This window comes from Vibrio sp. St2 (assembly GCF_947311885.1).
Taxonomy (GTDB): domain Bacteria; phylum Pseudomonadota; class Gammaproteobacteria; order Enterobacterales; family Vibrionaceae; genus Vibrio; species Vibrio coralliilyticus.
In genome coordinates this window covers 713,536-729,199 of sequence record NZ_CAMZNA010000001.1, presented here as the reverse complement: position 1 = coordinate 729,199, position 15,664 = coordinate 713,536, and the positions used below count along the sequence as shown (strand labels likewise).

The 15,664-nt window shown below is 41.2% G+C and carries 18 protein-coding genes and 1 pseudogene; 18 read left to right on the top strand and 1 reads right to left on the bottom strand.

The window, feature by feature from the left end; translation table 11 throughout:
• Positions 1–617: 617 nt before the first annotated feature.
• The 3 genes from QMA41_RS03355 to QMA41_RS03345 all read left to right on the top strand — a co-directional run bounded on the left by QMA41_RS03355 (position 618) and on the right by QMA41_RS03345 (position 2,732).
• Positions 618–1,100: a YbaK/EbsC family protein gene (locus QMA41_RS03355; RefSeq protein ID WP_082313791.1), complete on the top strand. Its 483-nt coding sequence runs from the start codon at positions 618–620 to the stop codon at positions 1,098–1,100.
• Between the two features lie 560 nt (positions 1,101–1,660).
• The gene (locus tag QMA41_RS03350; RefSeq protein ID WP_019275333.1) at positions 1,661–2,113 is read left to right on the top strand and encodes a hypothetical protein; all 453 of its coding nucleotides are present in this window, start codon (positions 1,661–1,663) and stop codon (positions 2,111–2,113) included.
• A gap of 187 nt (positions 2,114–2,300) precedes the next feature.
• Positions 2,301–2,732 carry a hypothetical protein gene (locus QMA41_RS03345; protein ID WP_281628839.1) on the top strand — a complete coding sequence of 144 codons (432 nt, stop codon included), beginning with the start codon at positions 2,301–2,303 and terminating at the stop codon, positions 2,730–2,732.
• A gap of 197 nt (positions 2,733–2,929) precedes the next feature.
• Here QMA41_RS03345 and QMA41_RS25660 read toward each other — a convergent pair.
• A pseudogene (locus QMA41_RS25660) lies at positions 2,930–3,233 on the bottom strand (hypothetical protein).
• A gap of 240 nt (positions 3,234–3,473) precedes the next feature.
• Here QMA41_RS25660 and QMA41_RS03335 point away from each other — a divergent pair.
• The 15 genes from QMA41_RS03335 to QMA41_RS03255 all read left to right on the top strand — a co-directional run bounded on the left by QMA41_RS03335 (position 3,474) and on the right by QMA41_RS03255 (position 15,523).
• Complete coding sequence (locus QMA41_RS03335) at positions 3,474–3,824, top strand: hypothetical protein (RefSeq protein ID WP_281628838.1); 351 nt, start codon at positions 3,474–3,476, stop codon at positions 3,822–3,824.
• Between the two features lie 146 nt (positions 3,825–3,970).
• On the top strand, positions 3,971–4,444 hold the full coding sequence (locus tag QMA41_RS03330; protein WP_281628837.1) for a hypothetical protein: 474 nt from the start codon (positions 3,971–3,973) through the stop codon (positions 4,442–4,444).
• Positions 4,445–5,029: 585 nt separating this feature from the next.
• Entirely contained in the window at positions 5,030–5,803 is a 774-nt protein-coding gene (locus QMA41_RS03325; RefSeq protein ID WP_281628836.1) for an aminoglycoside phosphotransferase family protein, read from the top strand.
• A 46-nt stretch (positions 5,804–5,849) separates the two neighbouring features.
• The gene (locus QMA41_RS03320) at positions 5,850–6,317 is read left to right on the top strand and encodes a GNAT family N-acetyltransferase (protein ID WP_281628835.1); all 468 of its coding nucleotides are present in this window, start codon (positions 5,850–5,852) and stop codon (positions 6,315–6,317) included.
• Between the two features lie 146 nt (positions 6,318–6,463).
• Positions 6,464–6,847 (top strand): lysozyme inhibitor LprI family protein, encoded by a 384-nt coding sequence (locus QMA41_RS03315; RefSeq protein WP_281628834.1) that lies wholly within the window; start codon positions 6,464–6,466, stop codon positions 6,845–6,847.
• 669 nt (positions 6,848–7,516) lie between these two features.
• Positions 7,517–7,822 carry a hypothetical protein gene (locus QMA41_RS03310; RefSeq protein ID WP_281628833.1) on the top strand — a complete coding sequence of 102 codons (306 nt, stop codon included), beginning with the start codon at positions 7,517–7,519 and terminating at the stop codon, positions 7,820–7,822.
• Between the two features lie 156 nt (positions 7,823–7,978).
• The gene (locus QMA41_RS03305; RefSeq protein ID WP_281628832.1) at positions 7,979–8,653 is read left to right on the top strand and encodes a hypothetical protein; all 675 of its coding nucleotides are present in this window, start codon (positions 7,979–7,981) and stop codon (positions 8,651–8,653) included.
• 109 nt (positions 8,654–8,762) lie between these two features.
• Complete coding sequence (locus tag QMA41_RS03300) at positions 8,763–9,803, top strand: IS481 family transposase (protein WP_281628831.1); 1,041 nt, start codon at positions 8,763–8,765, stop codon at positions 9,801–9,803.
• Between the two features lie 738 nt (positions 9,804–10,541).
• A complete protein-coding gene (gene rhlP / locus QMA41_RS03295) occupies positions 10,542–11,378 on the top strand; it encodes a rhombotarget lipoprotein (RefSeq protein ID WP_281628830.1) in 837 nt (278 codons plus the stop codon).
• Positions 11,379–11,742: 364 nt separating this feature from the next.
• Positions 11,743–12,000 carry a hypothetical protein gene (locus QMA41_RS03290; protein ID WP_281628829.1) on the top strand — a complete coding sequence of 86 codons (258 nt, stop codon included), beginning with the start codon at positions 11,743–11,745 and terminating at the stop codon, positions 11,998–12,000.
• A gap of 163 nt (positions 12,001–12,163) precedes the next feature.
• Positions 12,164–12,592, top strand: a complete 429-nt coding sequence (locus QMA41_RS03280) for a hypothetical protein (RefSeq protein ID WP_281628828.1) — start codon at positions 12,164–12,166, stop codon at positions 12,590–12,592.
• 634 nt (positions 12,593–13,226) lie between these two features.
• On the top strand, positions 13,227–13,736 hold the full coding sequence (locus QMA41_RS03275; protein ID WP_047707023.1) for an SMI1/KNR4 family protein: 510 nt from the start codon (positions 13,227–13,229) through the stop codon (positions 13,734–13,736).
• A gap of 148 nt (positions 13,737–13,884) precedes the next feature.
• A complete protein-coding gene (locus QMA41_RS03270) occupies positions 13,885–14,367 on the top strand; it encodes a tetratricopeptide repeat protein (protein ID WP_095663893.1) in 483 nt (160 codons plus the stop codon).
• An 88-nt stretch (positions 14,368–14,455) separates the two neighbouring features.
• On the top strand, positions 14,456–14,944 hold the full coding sequence (locus QMA41_RS03260) for a hypothetical protein (protein WP_281629174.1): 489 nt from the start codon (positions 14,456–14,458) through the stop codon (positions 14,942–14,944).
• A gap of 153 nt (positions 14,945–15,097) precedes the next feature.
• Positions 15,098–15,523, top strand: coding sequence for a bifunctional diaminohydroxyphosphoribosylaminopyrimidine deaminase/5-amino-6-(5-phosphoribosylamino)uracil reductase RibD (locus QMA41_RS03255; RefSeq protein WP_095663895.1), 426 nt, complete (start codon positions 15,098–15,100; stop codon positions 15,521–15,523).
• Positions 15,524–15,664: the final 141 nt, after the last annotated feature.

Sequence of the window (15,664 nt, the reverse complement as noted above, 5' to 3'; positions counted from 1 at the left end):
ATTCCCAACGTCTGGCATTTTCATTCCATCGTTTGGCTTTGTGTTTACGGTGGTCTGGTTAAGTTTAGTTGTAGCGTTGCTCACACCTTAATGCAGCGTTATGGTACAGCAAGATTTAGTTCTTATTTGGCTTGTTGGTTCAGCGTTCGTTGCGAGTTTCATGGCCACTCTTACATGTCCACTAGGTTAAAAATTTTTATCTCTGGTGAAAAGCCGCTTTGGGTGTGTCGTTAAGGCTAATCTGCCGTTTGCATTTGGCTCCCAAGTAAACTTTGTATTGCGGCAATTAGCTGATTCTTGGCTTCGGTGGGGCGGCCCTTCTTTGTTTCTGCTGGCTTTACCGTTGTCGTTAGGTTTCTTCTTTGGGCTTTATTGGGTTGCTGCATACTGGTTTGTTGAGTTTTGTGGTTGCAAAACGCTCGTGTTTTGCGGTGATTGTATTGGTTGCTTTAGGCTTCCATAACCAAGCGTTTAATTGGACAATCTACGCTTGGCAGTTTTGGTTCACAGTTTGGCATTAGTGTTTATGTCACAATGGTTTAGTTTTGTGGCAGCGTTGCTTGCCCATTAACGCGGCGTTATGTTTATCGTCGAATAAGCAAGATTAAGGAGGATATATGTCAAAGGAATTGAAGTCTTCGTCATTGAAAGTACAGGAGTTTTTGTCTCGAAACGGCCAAGATTTTGTCGTTCAGGAAATGCCAAGCTCTACTCGTACAGCGCCCGATGCCGCTGAATCTATCGGATGTACCGTTTCCCAAATAGCGAAGTCGTTAATCTTTAAGCATGGAGAAACCGGTGAGCCTGTGCTAGTTGTTGCCTCTGGCTCTAACATGGTGTGCGCTGACAAAGTTAGAGAAGCTACAGGAATTGTTCTTACCAAAGCAGACGCTTCTTTTGTCCGTGACAAAGTCGGTTATGCTATAGGCGGTGTACCACCAGTTGCTCACAATTCATCAGTCCACACCATTTTGGACAAAGATCTAACTGAGTATTCTGAAATTTGGGCAGCAGCGGGAACACCTAATTCAGTGTTTAAGCTGAATCCGCAGAAATTAGGTGAACTAACACAGGGACAGTGGATAGATTTAGCAAAATAAACGTAACAAGCAATTTAAGAGGGATTCACAACGCTTGGCATTTTTGCTTCTACTTCAAATTTAGTGTTTATGGCACAATGCTTTAGGTTTGGGCGAAGGCGTTGTTCACCCCTTAATTGGGCGTTATGTGTCTATTTTACTTTCAATCATATAGACTGCACTTTTAAGCGAAATAGTGATCTCGGCTCTGTGTTAATTAGGTGTCAATATGTTGTTTGCTATAGCGATCCTAACGACTTGTTACTCTTTTTATAAGGTGTGGAAAGGAAGCAATGGTCTTGGACTCAGTACAATTGTATCAGGTGGGGTATCATTAGCGTGCTTGGATATTTATGCAGTTGACATTGTACTAATGATAAGTTCTCTTGTGCTGCTTATTTTAAACGTTGTCCTCCACTTTACTCCGGACAAAAAAGAAACATAACAAAGCATTTAAGAGGGATTCTCAACGCTCGGTACTTTTGGTTCTACTTCAACGTAAGTGGTTATGGCACAATGCTTTAAGTTAGGTGGCGGCGTTGTTCCCCCCCCTTAATGCGGCGTTATGCAAATGAGAGAGTATGGATAATTACTTAGACATTTGGCTTTCTGTTACTCAAATAATTTTTATCCTTTGCTTGTTATTACTTTTTTGGTTTGGATGCATGAGTAAAGGTAAAGAATGCATATCAGTGTTTGTAGGGATGGTATTAATAGTCATAGTCTCAGATACTTTACTGAGGCAACAAATCAGAACGGTACTCACTGAAAAAATAAGTGATTACAGTTTTGTTATTGAATCGGATGTAGACTTTGATGAATCAAAGCTCTTGGATGCAATAAAAAATAAAAAGTATGTGACATTATATAGGACGAAACCACTAACTAAAAATAAAGTGCGGATCGTTGTTAACAATGGTGAGGTCGAGCTGTTGATAGCTGAAGACTCAAAGAATGACAACACATTCTGGGTTTATTACCCCAAATACAGATACAGCCGAGTTAATGCTATTGGTAAAGTTCGCATTCGTTGATATTTGCATAACAAATCGCTTAACAGGGACTCCTAACGCTTGGCCACTTTCATACAAATCGGCTTTCGTGTTTAGGGCACAAATTTTAAGTTGGGTGGTATAGCGTTATCGCCCGTTAGCAAGGCGTTAGGTGCTTATGAGAAGAATAATAACCTTAGTAATTGGTGTCTTAATTACAGGAACATGTATGGCTGAAGGCATTTTTATACATTCACACAGTGTTGCTTCTAATCGGTTCGCGATATTAGACGAAACTGACAAAGTAGCATTTCTCTACCTCACAAAGCCAGGAGAGCAGTCACCATCAAAAGATGCGATCGCATATATGCGAGTAAAACCACCGGTTAACTTTGACTGGAAAGCGGATGCTTCTGAGGGAGAGCCACCATTATTACCTGCAAAGTTGGCCTCTGAAAAAGCAGTAATAACAGGTACCAGTGAAGCGGATTTTTCCTTTAAATGGTCATCTGATGGTAATGCAGTGGCTTTGAGTTATAAAAATGAGCCAATTGCTTTTGTTGTAGCTAGTGAACCTACCGGATTTTCTAAGGCGGTATCGATTGATAATGCTTTAACAAATGCGTGGAATCAGGTGTTGTATACAAAGCACTTTGAGTAACACGCACCTAACAAAGGCATCAAGGGTGACGCGTTACACTCGGCGGTTTTGGTATGGAGTTCAGTGGGCTTGGTGAGTTAGTCGTGGCGCACCTTATGCCCGGCGTTAGTCGCCAGAAAAAGCTAGCAGTCAAAATCACTTTTCTAAGCTTAAAATTTGGCTGATGATCGTTTGATATGCAGGTGTGTCGGCGATGCTCAAAGCTCAGTTTCAACTGTTTCAAGTCCAAAGTTTTGTAAATGTCCTAGCGGTTGTTTTGTTCTTTGGTGCTGACAGTGCAGGGCAATCGAGAGTCTATTTTTGCTTGCAACTCCGCTCGGTGAGTTTGTTGGTACAAAAGCCGATTTACTCGCTGAAATGACGTTTTCTCTGGTGTGGTAAGTTCCACGTGGTTTCAGTGACTTTGTTGAAAGTCCGCACTGTGAGATTGGTTTTCCCAAAGCGCTTTTTTGGTGTTGTCAGTCTGTTTTCTGCGGCGTTGGCTGTTCCAAGTGGTTTCATTGAATAGCCGCTTTGAGACTACGCCTGACTTAAGTGCATCAAAGCACATAAAGTTTATTGTTCGCAAAGTTTAGTTTGGCTTAAAATTGTCGCTCGGTGCCTCGCGACTAACAAACTGCTCAAGAGGGATTCGCAACGCGTGGCATTTTTACTATGCGTTGAACTTAGTGATTAAGGTGGTTTGCGGCGGCTTCAGTATTGCGTTGCTCACCCCTTAGCAGGGCGTTATGTGGAGAAAATATGAGTAAAATATGGCGTGAGTTAGCAGACCCCAAAGTGCACTCTGATTTCATGAGCTCATATAATGAAGGTGGTGTACTTGTAAAGAAAAGTAGGGATAACCTTTTGAAGCAATGGGTGTACTTTGTCAACGTATGTGGTTTTACATTTCAATTTGTCAGTATTGAGCAGATTATTGAATGCAAAGCGTATTTTGTGCAGAAAGTTCACCCCTCAACGCGTGACTCTCACCCTCCATCTGAACACTATTGGCATCCTTGGTATTGTAAATTGCCAAAAGGCTTAAACAAAGCATCCAATCGTAAACGAGTTTTAAAGGCATTATATTGTGCGTTGCAAAAGTGGGGCTAGTCTCCACATAACCAAGCGTTCAATTGGACAGTCAACGCTTGGCAGTTTTGTCTCACAGTTTGGTATTAGTGTTTATGCCACAATGGCTTAGGTTTGCGGTAGCGTTGTCTGCCCATTAACGCGGCGTTATGTATTTGGAGTAAAACTTGAAGAAAGTAAACCATGAAATGCTCTCCATGATTCATAAGTACGATGAAGTTGGGATGAGGGAAATTAGTCGATACATTCACAGAAAACACAACGATCATCGCGATTTTTATGGTCTAACTGCTTTGATTGAAGCTAAATATATCAACTTTACTGGTCCGATTCCGAAATTTAAGGAAAGTGGAGAGGTCAACAGTTATGTTTTGGCACAGACTTTACAGGCATACTCACAAGGTGATGGTATGCAACAGTATAAAGATGTGACACTTTTTGCTTCTGATGGTGGTGATGCTGCTTTATATCTAGGACCTAAAGGTATTGAGTACTTTCATGCTAGACAAGAGTTACGAAAGGGTTGGTACTTGGTTGCTCTTTTATCGTTAGTTTGCTCTATTGTATCAGGCATTGTTGTCGCTAACTTTTCAACTTCTGAAACGGTTAGTTCGGTAGAAATAGTCGAAAAAAATACATAACAAAGCATTTAAGAGTGATTCGCAACGCTTGGCGTTTTCGCTTCGCTCAAGTATAGCCAAGCGCCGCTCACACCTTAATGCGGCGTTATGGTGCAGCAAAATAGAGTTCTTATTTGGCTTGTTGGTTCAGCGTTTGCTGCGAGCTTAATGGCCATTCTTACATTTCGATTAGGATAAAAATCTTTATCTCTGGTGAAAAGCCGCTTTGAGTTTTCCATGACTGCTAATCTGCCGTTTACATCTATTTACCAAGTGAAATTGGTATAGCGGCAATTAGCTGAATCTTGGCTCCAGTGGGGCGGCCCTTCTTTGTATCAATTGGCCGTATCGTTGCTGTTAGGTTTCTTCTTTGGGCTTCATGTGGTTGCTGCAAGTGGTTTATGGGGTTTCGTGGCCGTAATGAGCTTACGCTTTGCGGTGAGTACGTTGGTTGTCTTAGGTTTCCATAACCAAGCGTTTAATCGGACAACCAACGCTTGGCAGTTTTGGCTCACAGTATAGTTTTTGTGTTTATGGCTCAATGGTTTAAGTTTGTGGTAGCGTTGGTTGCCCATTAACGCGGCGTTAGTTACACGAGGAGGTTTCGTGGAAGAATTATCAGGTGGAAGAGAATCAGCAATATATCGAGATGGTGAAGTTGTCTATCGCCCTCTTCAGCCGTGGAGTCCTACAATTCACCTTATTTTGAAACACCTCGAGCGAGAAAATGTAGCTGAATCTCCAAGATTTCTTGGTATTAACCAAGAACAGGAAGTCCTAAGTTTTGTTGTTGGTAATACTTATAACTACCCTCTAGTCGGTGCAATTGCGACTGTGGAGGCACTCACATCAGCAGGTAAACTATTGCGTAAAATACATGACTCAACTGTGCCACTTTTGGAACAAGTAGATGTCAATGCGCACAAGTGGATGCTAGAGCCAAGAGAGCCTTTTGAAGTTATCTGTCATGGTGACTTTACCCCTTATAATGTTGCTCTATCCGAGAACATAGTTGTAGGTGTATTTGACTTTGATACTGCGCACCCTGCGCCAAGAATATGGGATTTAGCATATTCAGTTTATTGTTGGTCGCCTTTCAAAACTGACAGCAATGATAAGTTAGGCACAATCTCTGAGCAGGTAACTAGAGCTAAGTTGTTCTGTGATAGTTACGGTGCAACTACGTTCGAAAGAAATCAACTAGCTGACGCAATGATTGAGCGATTACAGGCTTTAGTTTTGTTCATGCGCAGTGAGGCTGAAAATGGTAATGAAACCTTTGCAGAAAACATAGAGCAAGGTCATCTTCAAGCCTATCTAAATGACATAGAATACATCACTGAAAATAAACAAAAAATTCAGTGCGCATTGTGCAACTAACAAAGCATTAAGGTGTTAATTTACATATCAAATTCAGAGGACGAAAATGAAAATCAGATCGGCTGTAGTGTCAGATTTAGACTCACTCTTGCGTCTAAATCAGCAGATTGGCATTATGCACTTTGAAAATGCACCAGAAGCATTTGTTGAACCATCATCTGAAGAAAAAGAGTTCCTTCTTCAAGCCATAAATGATCAATCAAGACTCTTTCTTGTTGCGGAAATTTCTGGTGATGTTGTTGGCTTTGTGACTGCCACAGTGACTCAAAATGAAGCAATCCCATTTCTTGTCAAAACACCTATCTGTCGTGTCGGTACAATCGTAGTTGATGAAAGTGTTAGAGTTTCCGGTATAGGAACTCAACTCATGGCTCAGTGTAATGACTGGGCAAAATCTCAAGGTGCTGAACAAGTCAGACTAGAGGTAATGGCTTTCAATAAGCGTGCGCAAAGCTTTTACGTCAAACTGGGCTTTGAAGAGCAGTCAAAAACAATGTGGAAAACTGTAAACTAACAAACAATTTAAGAGGGATTCCCAACGCTTGGCATTTTTGCTTCTACTTCGACTTTAGTGTTTATGTCACAATGGGTTAAGTATGTGGTAGCGTTGCCTGCCCATTAACGCGGCGTTATGTGTTTTTATCACGATGGAGTAGATTGGTGTTTAGACTTTTTGTTTTGTGCCTATCCTGTATATCTGTTCAATCTTTTGCTGACGAATTTGGTACTAGTTGTAGCTTGCCAGAGTCGCTATGCCAATTGGAAAAAGAATTTGAATCATCGGACGCTGAATTGAACCGCGTTTATAAAGACATCATGAACCGGATAAAGGTTGGCAAACTGCCGAAAAGGGCTTTAGTCGATGCTAGTGACTTAAAGCAAAGCTTAACGATTAGCCAGCGTAGCTGGCTAAAATTCAAAGAGAAAAACTGCGACGCGTTTTACGTGTTAAATAGTGGTGGTAAGCAGCGGAATGAAGCTAGGCTTGAATGTGAAATTGAAATGACCAACGACCGTACTAACTACCTGAAAATGTGGTATTGATTTAGTTGCCATATAAATGGTAATTCAAACACATAACCAAGCGTTCAATTGGACAACCAACGCCTGGCAGGTTTGGTTCACAGTTTGGCATTAGTGTTTATGCCACAATGGCTTAAGGATGTGGTAGCGTTGCTTGCCCATTAACGCGGCGTTATGGTGCAGCAAGATTTAGTTCTTATTTTGTTTGTTGGTTCAGCGTTCGCTGTGAACTTCATGGCCATTCTTACGTGTCGATTAGGCTCAAAATCTTTATCTCTGGTGAAGAGCCGCTTTGAGTTTTTCATGACGGCTAATCTGCCGTTTGCGTTTTTATCCCAAGTTACATGGCACAGCGGCAATTAGCTGAATCTTGGCTCCAGTGGGGCGGTCCTTCTTTGTATCAATTGGCCACATCGTTGTTGTTAGGTTTCTTCTTTGGACTCCATTGAGTTGCTGCATAGTGGTTTGTTGTGTTCCATGGTCTTACAGAGTTTACGTTTGCGGTGAGTGTGGTGGTTGTCTTAGGTTTCCATAACCAAGCGTTCAATTGGACAGTCAACGCTTGGCAGTTTTGGCTCACAGTTTGATATTAGTGTTTATGTCACAATGGGTTAAGTATGTAGTAGCGTTGCCTGCCCATTAACGCGGCGTTATACGAACGTGGTTATTATATTTAAAGAGAGTGATTCAGTGGAAATAGTAGCTAGAAAAATATCAAAAGGTTCGTTATTTAAAATTTTGCTTATTGGCACGACGTGTAGTTTTGCAGTTATGTTCATTTTTATGGGGCTCGCAACTTTGTTTGGCGAAGGTACTCTTACAGTTTTCGGAGAAGAAACGTCAGGCATAAAGGGACTAGTTTCCGTAATAATTTTTTGGCCAGTTTTTAGTGTTTTGTTTACATTAAGTATGTGGATATACATGGCATTTGGTCTATGGATATATTCATTATTTAAACCGCTAAAAGTTACTTTCGAAGGCATGCTAGATAAATAGTATGTCCGTATAACAAAGCATTTAAGAGTGATTCCCAACGCTTGGCACTTTTGGTGTAAAGGTCGGGTTTTGTGTTTACGGTAGTATGGTTAAGGTTTGGTGGTAGCGTTGCTCACACCTTAATGCAGCGTTAGGTATATAAGATAGGAGATTAGTTTGGATATTGCGGTTTTAAGCTTGATATTGGCTTCGATGGGTCTGATAGTTTCATTACTTACGTTTTACTTTACTCATTTGAAAAGGCACCAAGTTAACGTAGTCGCTGGACCTTTTACCAAAATATATCACGCGGATTACGATGATAAATACGCTACGGGTTTATATCTTCCAATGACATTCTTTAATACTTCATCTGGAGCAGGTGTTGTGGATAAAACTGCGCTCGAGGTATTTAGTATAGCAAACCCAGACAAACGTTTTTTTATCCAAGGAAAATCGTTTTCTGAGCTGGATGTAGGTAAAAATCAATGGAAGAACAAAGAGATTGCCCACGCAATCCCTGTTTTAGGTAAGAGTTCTGTACATAAAACTATCCAATACTACTGGACATCATTAAATGAAGACAGGCTGTGCTTCGTTGAGGGGAGTTACATATTAGAATTAGTATACTGGATTGTTGGTGACCCAAATCCTCATAAGAGAACTTACGAACTTACAATCGATAAGCACACAGAAGCTAAATTAGCGGGCTTTCGAGAGCGCCGAAAATCCACGACAGTAGATGTAATGATGAACAAAGAGTTAGCATTCAATCGGATTCTTTCAAAGTATGAATCAGCAACAATGCTTGGAGCCAGTATACCTAACAAATTGCTTAAGAGTGACGGCTAACCTGTATTAGTTCCGACTAGATCTGACACTTCAATTTGAAAAGAAGAGAGTTACCCACTTTGATTAAAGGTGCTGAATCCGTAATCAAAGACAATAAGAGGTAACTCTCATGCTTCATACTAGCAATCCAATCATCAAACACAAAGCTGGTCTTCTCAATCTTGCAGAAGAGCTTAGCAATGTATCTAGAGCCTGCAAGGTTATGGGTGTCTCACGAGACACGTTCTATCGCTATCAAGAATTGGTTGAAACTGGTGGCATTGATGCTCTGATTAATCAAAGCAGAAGAACACCAAACTTGAAGAACCGAGTTGATGGCGAAACAGAACAAGCCGTTCTCAAGTACGCCATTGATTTTCCTGCTCATGGACAAGTTCGAACAAGTAATGAGCTGCGTAAGCTAGGTGTGTTTATTTCGCCAAGTGGCGTGCGTTCAATCTGGCTTCGTCATGACCTAGAAAACTTCAAAAAGCGCCTTATCGCCTTAGAAAGACAGGTAGCTGAAAACGGTATCATTCTAACGGACGAACAAGTTGCTGCTCTTGAGCGTAAGAAGCACGATGATGAAGCTTGTGGTGAGATAGAAACAGCACATCCAGGTTATCTAGGCTCTCAGGACACGTTTTATGTCGGCAACCTTAAGGGTGTTGGACGCATCTATCAGCAGACGTTCGTTGATACCTATAGCAAAGTAGCTTTCGCTAAGCTCTACACAACCAAAACACCAATCACAGCAGCAGATATGCTCAATGACAAAGTCCTACCGTTCTTCGAGACTCACGCGCTACCTATGCTCAGAATCTTAACCGACCGAGGCACTGAATACTGTGGTCGCGTTGAACAGCACGACTATCAACTCTACCTTGCCATCAATGATATCGACCACACCAAAACTAAAGCCATGTCGCCACAGATAAATGGCATCTGCGAGCGCTTCCACAAGACCATATTGAATGAGTTCTACCAAGTAACATTCAGAAAGAAACTGTATGGGTCGATGGAAGAGTTACAGAAAGATCTGGACGAATGGATGGACTACTACAACAATCATCGTACTCATCAAGGAAAAATGTGCTGCGGCAGAACGCCAATAGAAACATTAGAGGATGGGAAATCAATCTGGGCAGAAAAGAATCTAGCCCAGATATAATCTGACAGGCACCGAATCAAAAAGTGGGTAACTGTCAGGTCAGGTCTGAATTAGTACAGCTAACCTTTGGCATTTTTGGTTCGGTTGAGTTTAGTGTTTACGTGGCTTTGCTTGGGTTTTGTGGCAGTTATCCGCACCTTAGCAAAGCGTTAGTACGGGTTTGACATCAAAGGTCATAAGTTTTGGTGTTTATCTGTTTTGGCGGTCGTCTTTACACCTTTCAGTAAGTACCTTTCACGTTCTTTCCGGTGGCACTATATGCGGAGTGTTCGCTTTGGTTTCACCGTCTACGGCTTCTAACTCTTAGCCTATTTCTTTGGCGCTTCTTCATTTTCGTGGTGGCTTTTGAGAGAGCCTTAATTACTTTTGGTGTGGATGTTGAAGAATGAGGAAAGAATCCTTTTCTAATTTGAAGCTAGTGAATGTAGGGTAGTTCAGTACGTTTTTCTTCTAGCCAACTTTCGTCTCTCTATCGATTTTAAGTTTTGTAGCTGCCTGTCTCACTTCAGTGTTCAAAGCCTTTCATATCATGTCAGCTTTCAATATCTTGGACCGCACAAATAGAAGTAGCGCATGTACTAACAAGCAATTTAAGAGGGAGTCGCAACGCTTGGCACTTTTGCTTCTACTTCAAATTTAGTGTCTATGGCACAATGCTTTAGGTTTGGGTGGAGGCGTTGTTCACCCCTTAATTGGGCGTTAGCTCTCTCAAGGAGTCTTTACATAAAAGGAAGTAATATGAAAAAAATTCTCACCATACTTGCCGCATTATTTGCTGTTTCTGGATGTAGTGGTTTGCATAAACAAGAGGAGACTGCTTCTAGTAGTTTGGTTGATTTTTTATATCCAGATACTGAGGATTACCAAAAACATCAGCCTTCTACCCCGCATCTAACGCTTCCTGTTAATGTCGGCATTGCGTTTGTACCAAGCTCTGGCTACAGCAAACTAGATCTTTCCGCTAAGCGTAAGCATGAACTTCTATCCAAAGTAAGAGCCGAATTTTCAGAACTTAAGTATGTGAATAGAATAGAAATAATTTCAGATAGTTATCTCAAGAAAGGCGGCGGATTTGACAATCTCAAGCAACTTTCTAGATTGTATGACGTACAGGTTATGGCTCTAGTATCTTACGATCAAGTGGCTCGTAACAGTGAAAACAATGCAGCTCTGTTATATTGGACTATCGCGGGGATGTACTTTATTCCAGGGAATGATAATTCAACGCAGACTTTCATAGATACCGCTGTCTTTGATATTGCTAGTAGTAATTTGTTGTTTAGAGCTCCAGGCTTAAGCAGCGTTGAATCGCTATCAACAGCCGTTGGCATTGACGACACCTTTTACAAAAATTCTACTGAAGGTTTTGATTTAGCGGTTACTGACATGATTACCAACCTCAAATTAGAACTTGATTCATTCAAAGTTCGTATCAAAGAGGAGAAAGTAGCAGAAGTAAGTTATAGCGAAAACTATAGTGGAGGAGGCTGCGTCAATTGGTTAGTAGTACTAAGTTTGTTTTTAATTGCCTCAAACAGAAAGAAAGCTAACAAATTGCTTAACAGGGACTCCTAACGCATGGCCACTTTCATACAAATTGACTCCAGTGTTTAGGGCAAAAATTTTAAGTTGGGTGGTATAGCGTTATCGCCCGTTAGCAAGGCGTTATGTAAAGCGGGTGAAACCTGCCATTTCTGTCGCAATTTTTTGCCCAATTGGTCGTAAATCATGACAAAAGTTCCTGAGTTGCTTTATTCGATTTAAAGAATAGTACTTGGTTAGTTTATCTGGCTTGATTTGTGAACACTGTTGAGTTCTTTTATTTAGTCTGTTTCTTTGATAGCACAGACTTGGTTTTTTGTAGTAGATTTGACTATGAGCTTGAATTTAAACAATAAAGTGCTTGCTCACCTGAGCGCTAAAGTGAATGGGGAAAGAGATGACAATTTCTAGAGATGAACTAATTAGTCAACTGCGAGAAGCATTAGATGCAGCGGAGTCCGCAGAGGAAAATGACACAATTGAAATAACAATTGGAGACACTGACATTACGATGGTAGTGGAAGAGTCGGTTTCTGACGAAGATGACGACGAAGAAGAGCTAGTCCCTAACAAGTATGGAGAGTTGTTTGACTCCAATGGTGATTTTGTCGGTCACCACCCTGACTGGGTTGGAGGTCCAGAAGATAACGAATAGTTAAGTGCACACACTGGTACTTATTTACATAACAATCTGTTTAAGAGTGATTCGCAACGCTTGGCATTTTTGCTATGCGTTGTGTTTTGTGTTTAAGGTGGTATGCGGCGGCATCGGTATTGCGTTGCTCACACCTTAACAGGGCGTTATATTTAGGAGTTATATGAGTTGGTATTTTATCATTAATACTACAAGTACATGGGTCATCATGTTCATTGTTTTGCAGCCAATTTATCATCATAAAAAAGCGCTTCAAGTGGTTGCAGGCCTATTATTTCTCTACTTTAGTTTAGGCGTCTACAATTTCAATTATGGTTATAGCAGTGGTGACATTACTTCTTTCGCTATGTTTTCAGCTGCACAGTTGAGTTTTTTAGCTCAACTACGCTATAGCCGCCAAATCAAATCTACGCATGGCTTTTATCCACGATTGTACTACAAGCGCTTTCCCATAAAGGGAATCTACATAAAGCACCCAGATATCGACAGAGCTCATTCAGAACCAGATACAATAATGACAATTCTTGCTTTTCTAGGGTTCGTTTTAGGCTTATTGGTCGCACTGTTCATAGATATAGCATCGAGATCTTAAAATATAACAATAAATTTAAGAGTGATTCACAACGCTTGGCGCTTTTACTTCAAGCCAGTTTAGTGTTTATGGCACAATGCCTTAAGTAAGGTGTTGGCGTTGTTCACACCCTAATTTGGCGTTATGGTGCAGCAAGATTTAGTTCTTATTTGGCTTGTTGGTTCAGCGTTCGTTGCGAGTTTTATGGCCATTCTTACATGTCCACTAGGTTCAAAATTTTTATCTCTGGTGAAAAGCCGCTTTGGGTGTTTGTTTAAGGCTGATCTGCCGTTTGCATCTGGCTCCCAAGTGGGTTTGGTGTTGTGGCAATTAGCTGAACCTAGGCTTTAGTGAGGCGACCCTTCTTTGTTTTAGTTGGCTGTATCGTTGTTGTTGGGTTTCTTCTTTGGACTTCATTGGGTTGCTGCATACTGGTTTGTTGTGTTTAGTGGTCACAATGAGCCCATGCTTTGTGGTGAATGTGTTGGGTGTCTTAGGTTTCCATAACCAAGCGTTTAATTGGACAACCAACGCTTGGCAGTTTTGGCTCACAGTTTAGTTTTTGTGTTTATGTCACAATGGTTTAAGTTTGTGGTAGCGTTGTCTGCCCATTAACGAGGCGTTAGGCGTTGTCCGGAAAGTATGGAGAGATAAGATGAATAGAACTTTTCCAGATCAATTAAAAAAACTGCACTCAATAGAAATTGACTACGCGGACGGTGAGGGAATTGATTTTGAACCATATGATGATTTCTATTCACAAGAGGAAACATCAGAATGGATTAAAGCATGGACTGGTAATTCTTCACTCAATGGGCATGAATATTTAATTTTTGGTCAAGATGGTTCTGGCGGTTACGCTGCTTTTTGGCTGGTCGCCAATGTCGAAGATCTTTTGCAACAACCTATTGTTTTCTTTGGCTCTGAAGGTGAAGTTGGGGTGGTTGCACAAAATTTTGGAGACTATGTTTGGTTGTTTGCACATGGTCTTGGTCCATACGAGGCTGTTGCTTATCCTGATTTGAAGCGCCCTCTAAATAGTAAGTTTTTGCACTTTGCTCAGGAGGTTGCCCCGTCAAATGAAAGCTCAGTGTCTAAAATTATAAGTGTGGCCAAATCAAAGTACCCTAACTTTGAGCAAATGATTGACGAACTTTGCCAGTAAGCCAAGCGCCTAACAAACTGTTTAAGAAGGATTCGCAACGTATGGTATTTTCACTATGTGTTGCTTTAAGTAATTAAGGTGGTGTGCGGCGGCTTTGGTGTTGCGTTGCTCACCCCTTAACAGGGCGTTATAAGCTTCGAGGAAAATTATGGAAAGTATCATCGAACAAGCAATTAAATTGCGAAAAGAGGATAAGTATCAAGAATCGAGAGCATTGTTAAAAACGCTGCTAAACGATGAAACTTATTCTGCTAAGGCTCACCTGCAAATTGCTTGGTCATACGACAATGAAGGTAATGAGCAAGGCGCAATTACTCATTACCGGTCATCTCTTTTAGGTCTATTATCGTCAGCAGAAAGATTCGATGCTTTGTTTGGGCTAGCGAGCACCTATCGAAGCCTTGGCATGTATTCGGAGGCGTTAAGCTACTTTGAGCAAACTCTAAGAGAGTACCCTAGTTCTATTGAAGTTCAGCCTTTCTATGCCATGTGTCTCTACAACTTGGGACGTCATAAAGAAGCAACATCATTATTACTCGAACTTTTAGTATCAACCACGAACAGTGATGCAATTAAAGAGTATCAGCGAGCTATTTCTTTATACGCACAAGATTTAGATAGAACGTGGTAAAAGGAAATACGCTTATAACAAAGTATTTAATAATAATTCCCAACGTTTGGCATTTTATTCTATCGTTGGGTTTTGTATTTAAGGTGGTATGGTTAGGTTTCGTGGTAGTGTTGCTCATACCTTAATGCGGCGTTGTTTTTTTTTAATTAGCGATGAGCAGGTTTATATGGTTATAAAATACAAAGGTTCTTGCCACTGCAGTCGGTGGCAGGTTGAAATACAAGTACACAAACCATTGGAAGCGCTCAATCCAAGAATATGTGATTGTAGTTATTGCCAAAGCAACCCATCAAAAATTCTCAGTGAACCTGGGATGGTAATTGAATTAATTGGTGGTGAAGCCTCGAGTATTCAAAATGGAGATAAGTTAGCAACATTTTTCCATTGCGATTGTTGTGGTGATTTCTTAGCGGTCGGGTGTGATATAGATGGTCATAGACGAGGCGCTGTTAATGCGAGTTTACTCCAAGATGTCCATCAACTAGGTAAGCCAATTCAAATTCAGCCGCGATTACTAAGTCCGAGTGAAAAGTTAGAGCGCTGGGGTAAACTATGGGGGCGGTTAAAAGGTGTATAAGATCATAACAAGCTGTTCAAGAGTGATTTTCAACGCTCGGCATTTTGGGTTCTATTTCAACTTAAGTGTTTATAGCACAATGTGTTAGGTTGGGTGGCTGCGTTGTTCATCCTTTAACACGGCGTTATGTAACAGAGCAAGGAATGCGAAATAATGTCAAAAAAATGTATGTTAAGGGCTTTAGAAATCTCTGAAAGTGCTTTGCCTAATTGTATCCCCAACCCTCCTGTAGGGTGTGTTCTTGTTAAAGATGATAGGGTGGTATCTGAGGGCTATACCCAAGCTATTGGTGGAAACCATGCCGAAGTGCAAGCGCTCAATGCTTACGATTGTCCAATGGAAGGGGTAGTAGCCTATGTGACACTAGAACCCTGTTCATTTGTCGGCCGTACTCCCGCGTGCGCCACTACTCTAGTTAAATCAGGCATCAAACATGTTGTAGTCGCCATACTCGACCCAGACAAACGTAATAGTGGTAAGGGTATAGCTATTCTTGAACAGGCGGGTGTAAAAGTCGATGTTGGTCTCTGTAGTGAGCAGGTGAATAGCTTCTTGGCGCCGTATCTGGGGAAGTCGTAAAGGCACATAATCAAGCGCTCAATTGGACAGCCAGCGCTTGGCAGTTTTTGCTCACAGTTTAGTATTAGTGGCTATGTCACAATGATTTATGTTTGCGGCAGCGTTGCCTGCCTATTAACGCGGCGTTAGGGTAAGGATGAA

Excerpts from the sequence above, each read along its gene's own strand:
- QMA41_RS03350 (WP_019275333.1), top strand. The coding sequence starts at position 1,661 with ATGGATAATTACTTAGACATTTGGCTTTCTGTTACTCAAATAATTTTT.
- QMA41_RS03275 (WP_047707023.1), top strand. The coding sequence starts at position 13,227 with ATGAATAGAACTTTTCCAGATCAATTAAAAAAACTGCACTCAATAGAA.
- QMA41_RS03335 (WP_281628838.1), top strand. The coding sequence starts at position 3,474 with ATGAGTAAAATATGGCGTGAGTTAGCAGACCCCAAAGTGCACTCTGAT.
- QMA41_RS03255 (WP_095663895.1), top strand. The coding sequence starts at position 15,098 with ATGTCAAAAAAATGTATGTTAAGGGCTTTAGAAATCTCTGAAAGTGCT.
- QMA41_RS03290 (WP_281628829.1), top strand. The coding sequence starts at position 11,743 with ATGACAATTTCTAGAGATGAACTAATTAGTCAACTGCGAGAAGCATTA.
- QMA41_RS03355 (WP_082313791.1), top strand. The coding sequence starts at position 618 with ATGTCAAAGGAATTGAAGTCTTCGTCATTGAAAGTACAGGAGTTTTTG.
- QMA41_RS03280 (WP_281628828.1), top strand. The coding sequence starts at position 12,164 with ATGAGTTGGTATTTTATCATTAATACTACAAGTACATGGGTCATCATG.
- QMA41_RS03345 (WP_281628839.1), top strand. The coding sequence starts at position 2,301 with ATGGCTGAAGGCATTTTTATACATTCACACAGTGTTGCTTCTAATCGG.
- rhlP (WP_281628830.1), top strand. The coding sequence starts at position 10,542 with ATGAAAAAAATTCTCACCATACTTGCCGCATTATTTGCTGTTTCTGGA.
- QMA41_RS03300 (WP_281628831.1), top strand. The coding sequence starts at position 8,763 with ATGCTTCATACTAGCAATCCAATCATCAAACACAAAGCTGGTCTTCTC.
- QMA41_RS03320 (WP_281628835.1), top strand. The coding sequence starts at position 5,850 with ATGAAAATCAGATCGGCTGTAGTGTCAGATTTAGACTCACTCTTGCGT.
- QMA41_RS03270 (WP_095663893.1), top strand. The coding sequence starts at position 13,885 with ATGGAAAGTATCATCGAACAAGCAATTAAATTGCGAAAAGAGGATAAG.
- QMA41_RS03260 (WP_281629174.1), top strand. The coding sequence starts at position 14,456 with ATGGTTAGGTTTCGTGGTAGTGTTGCTCATACCTTAATGCGGCGTTGT.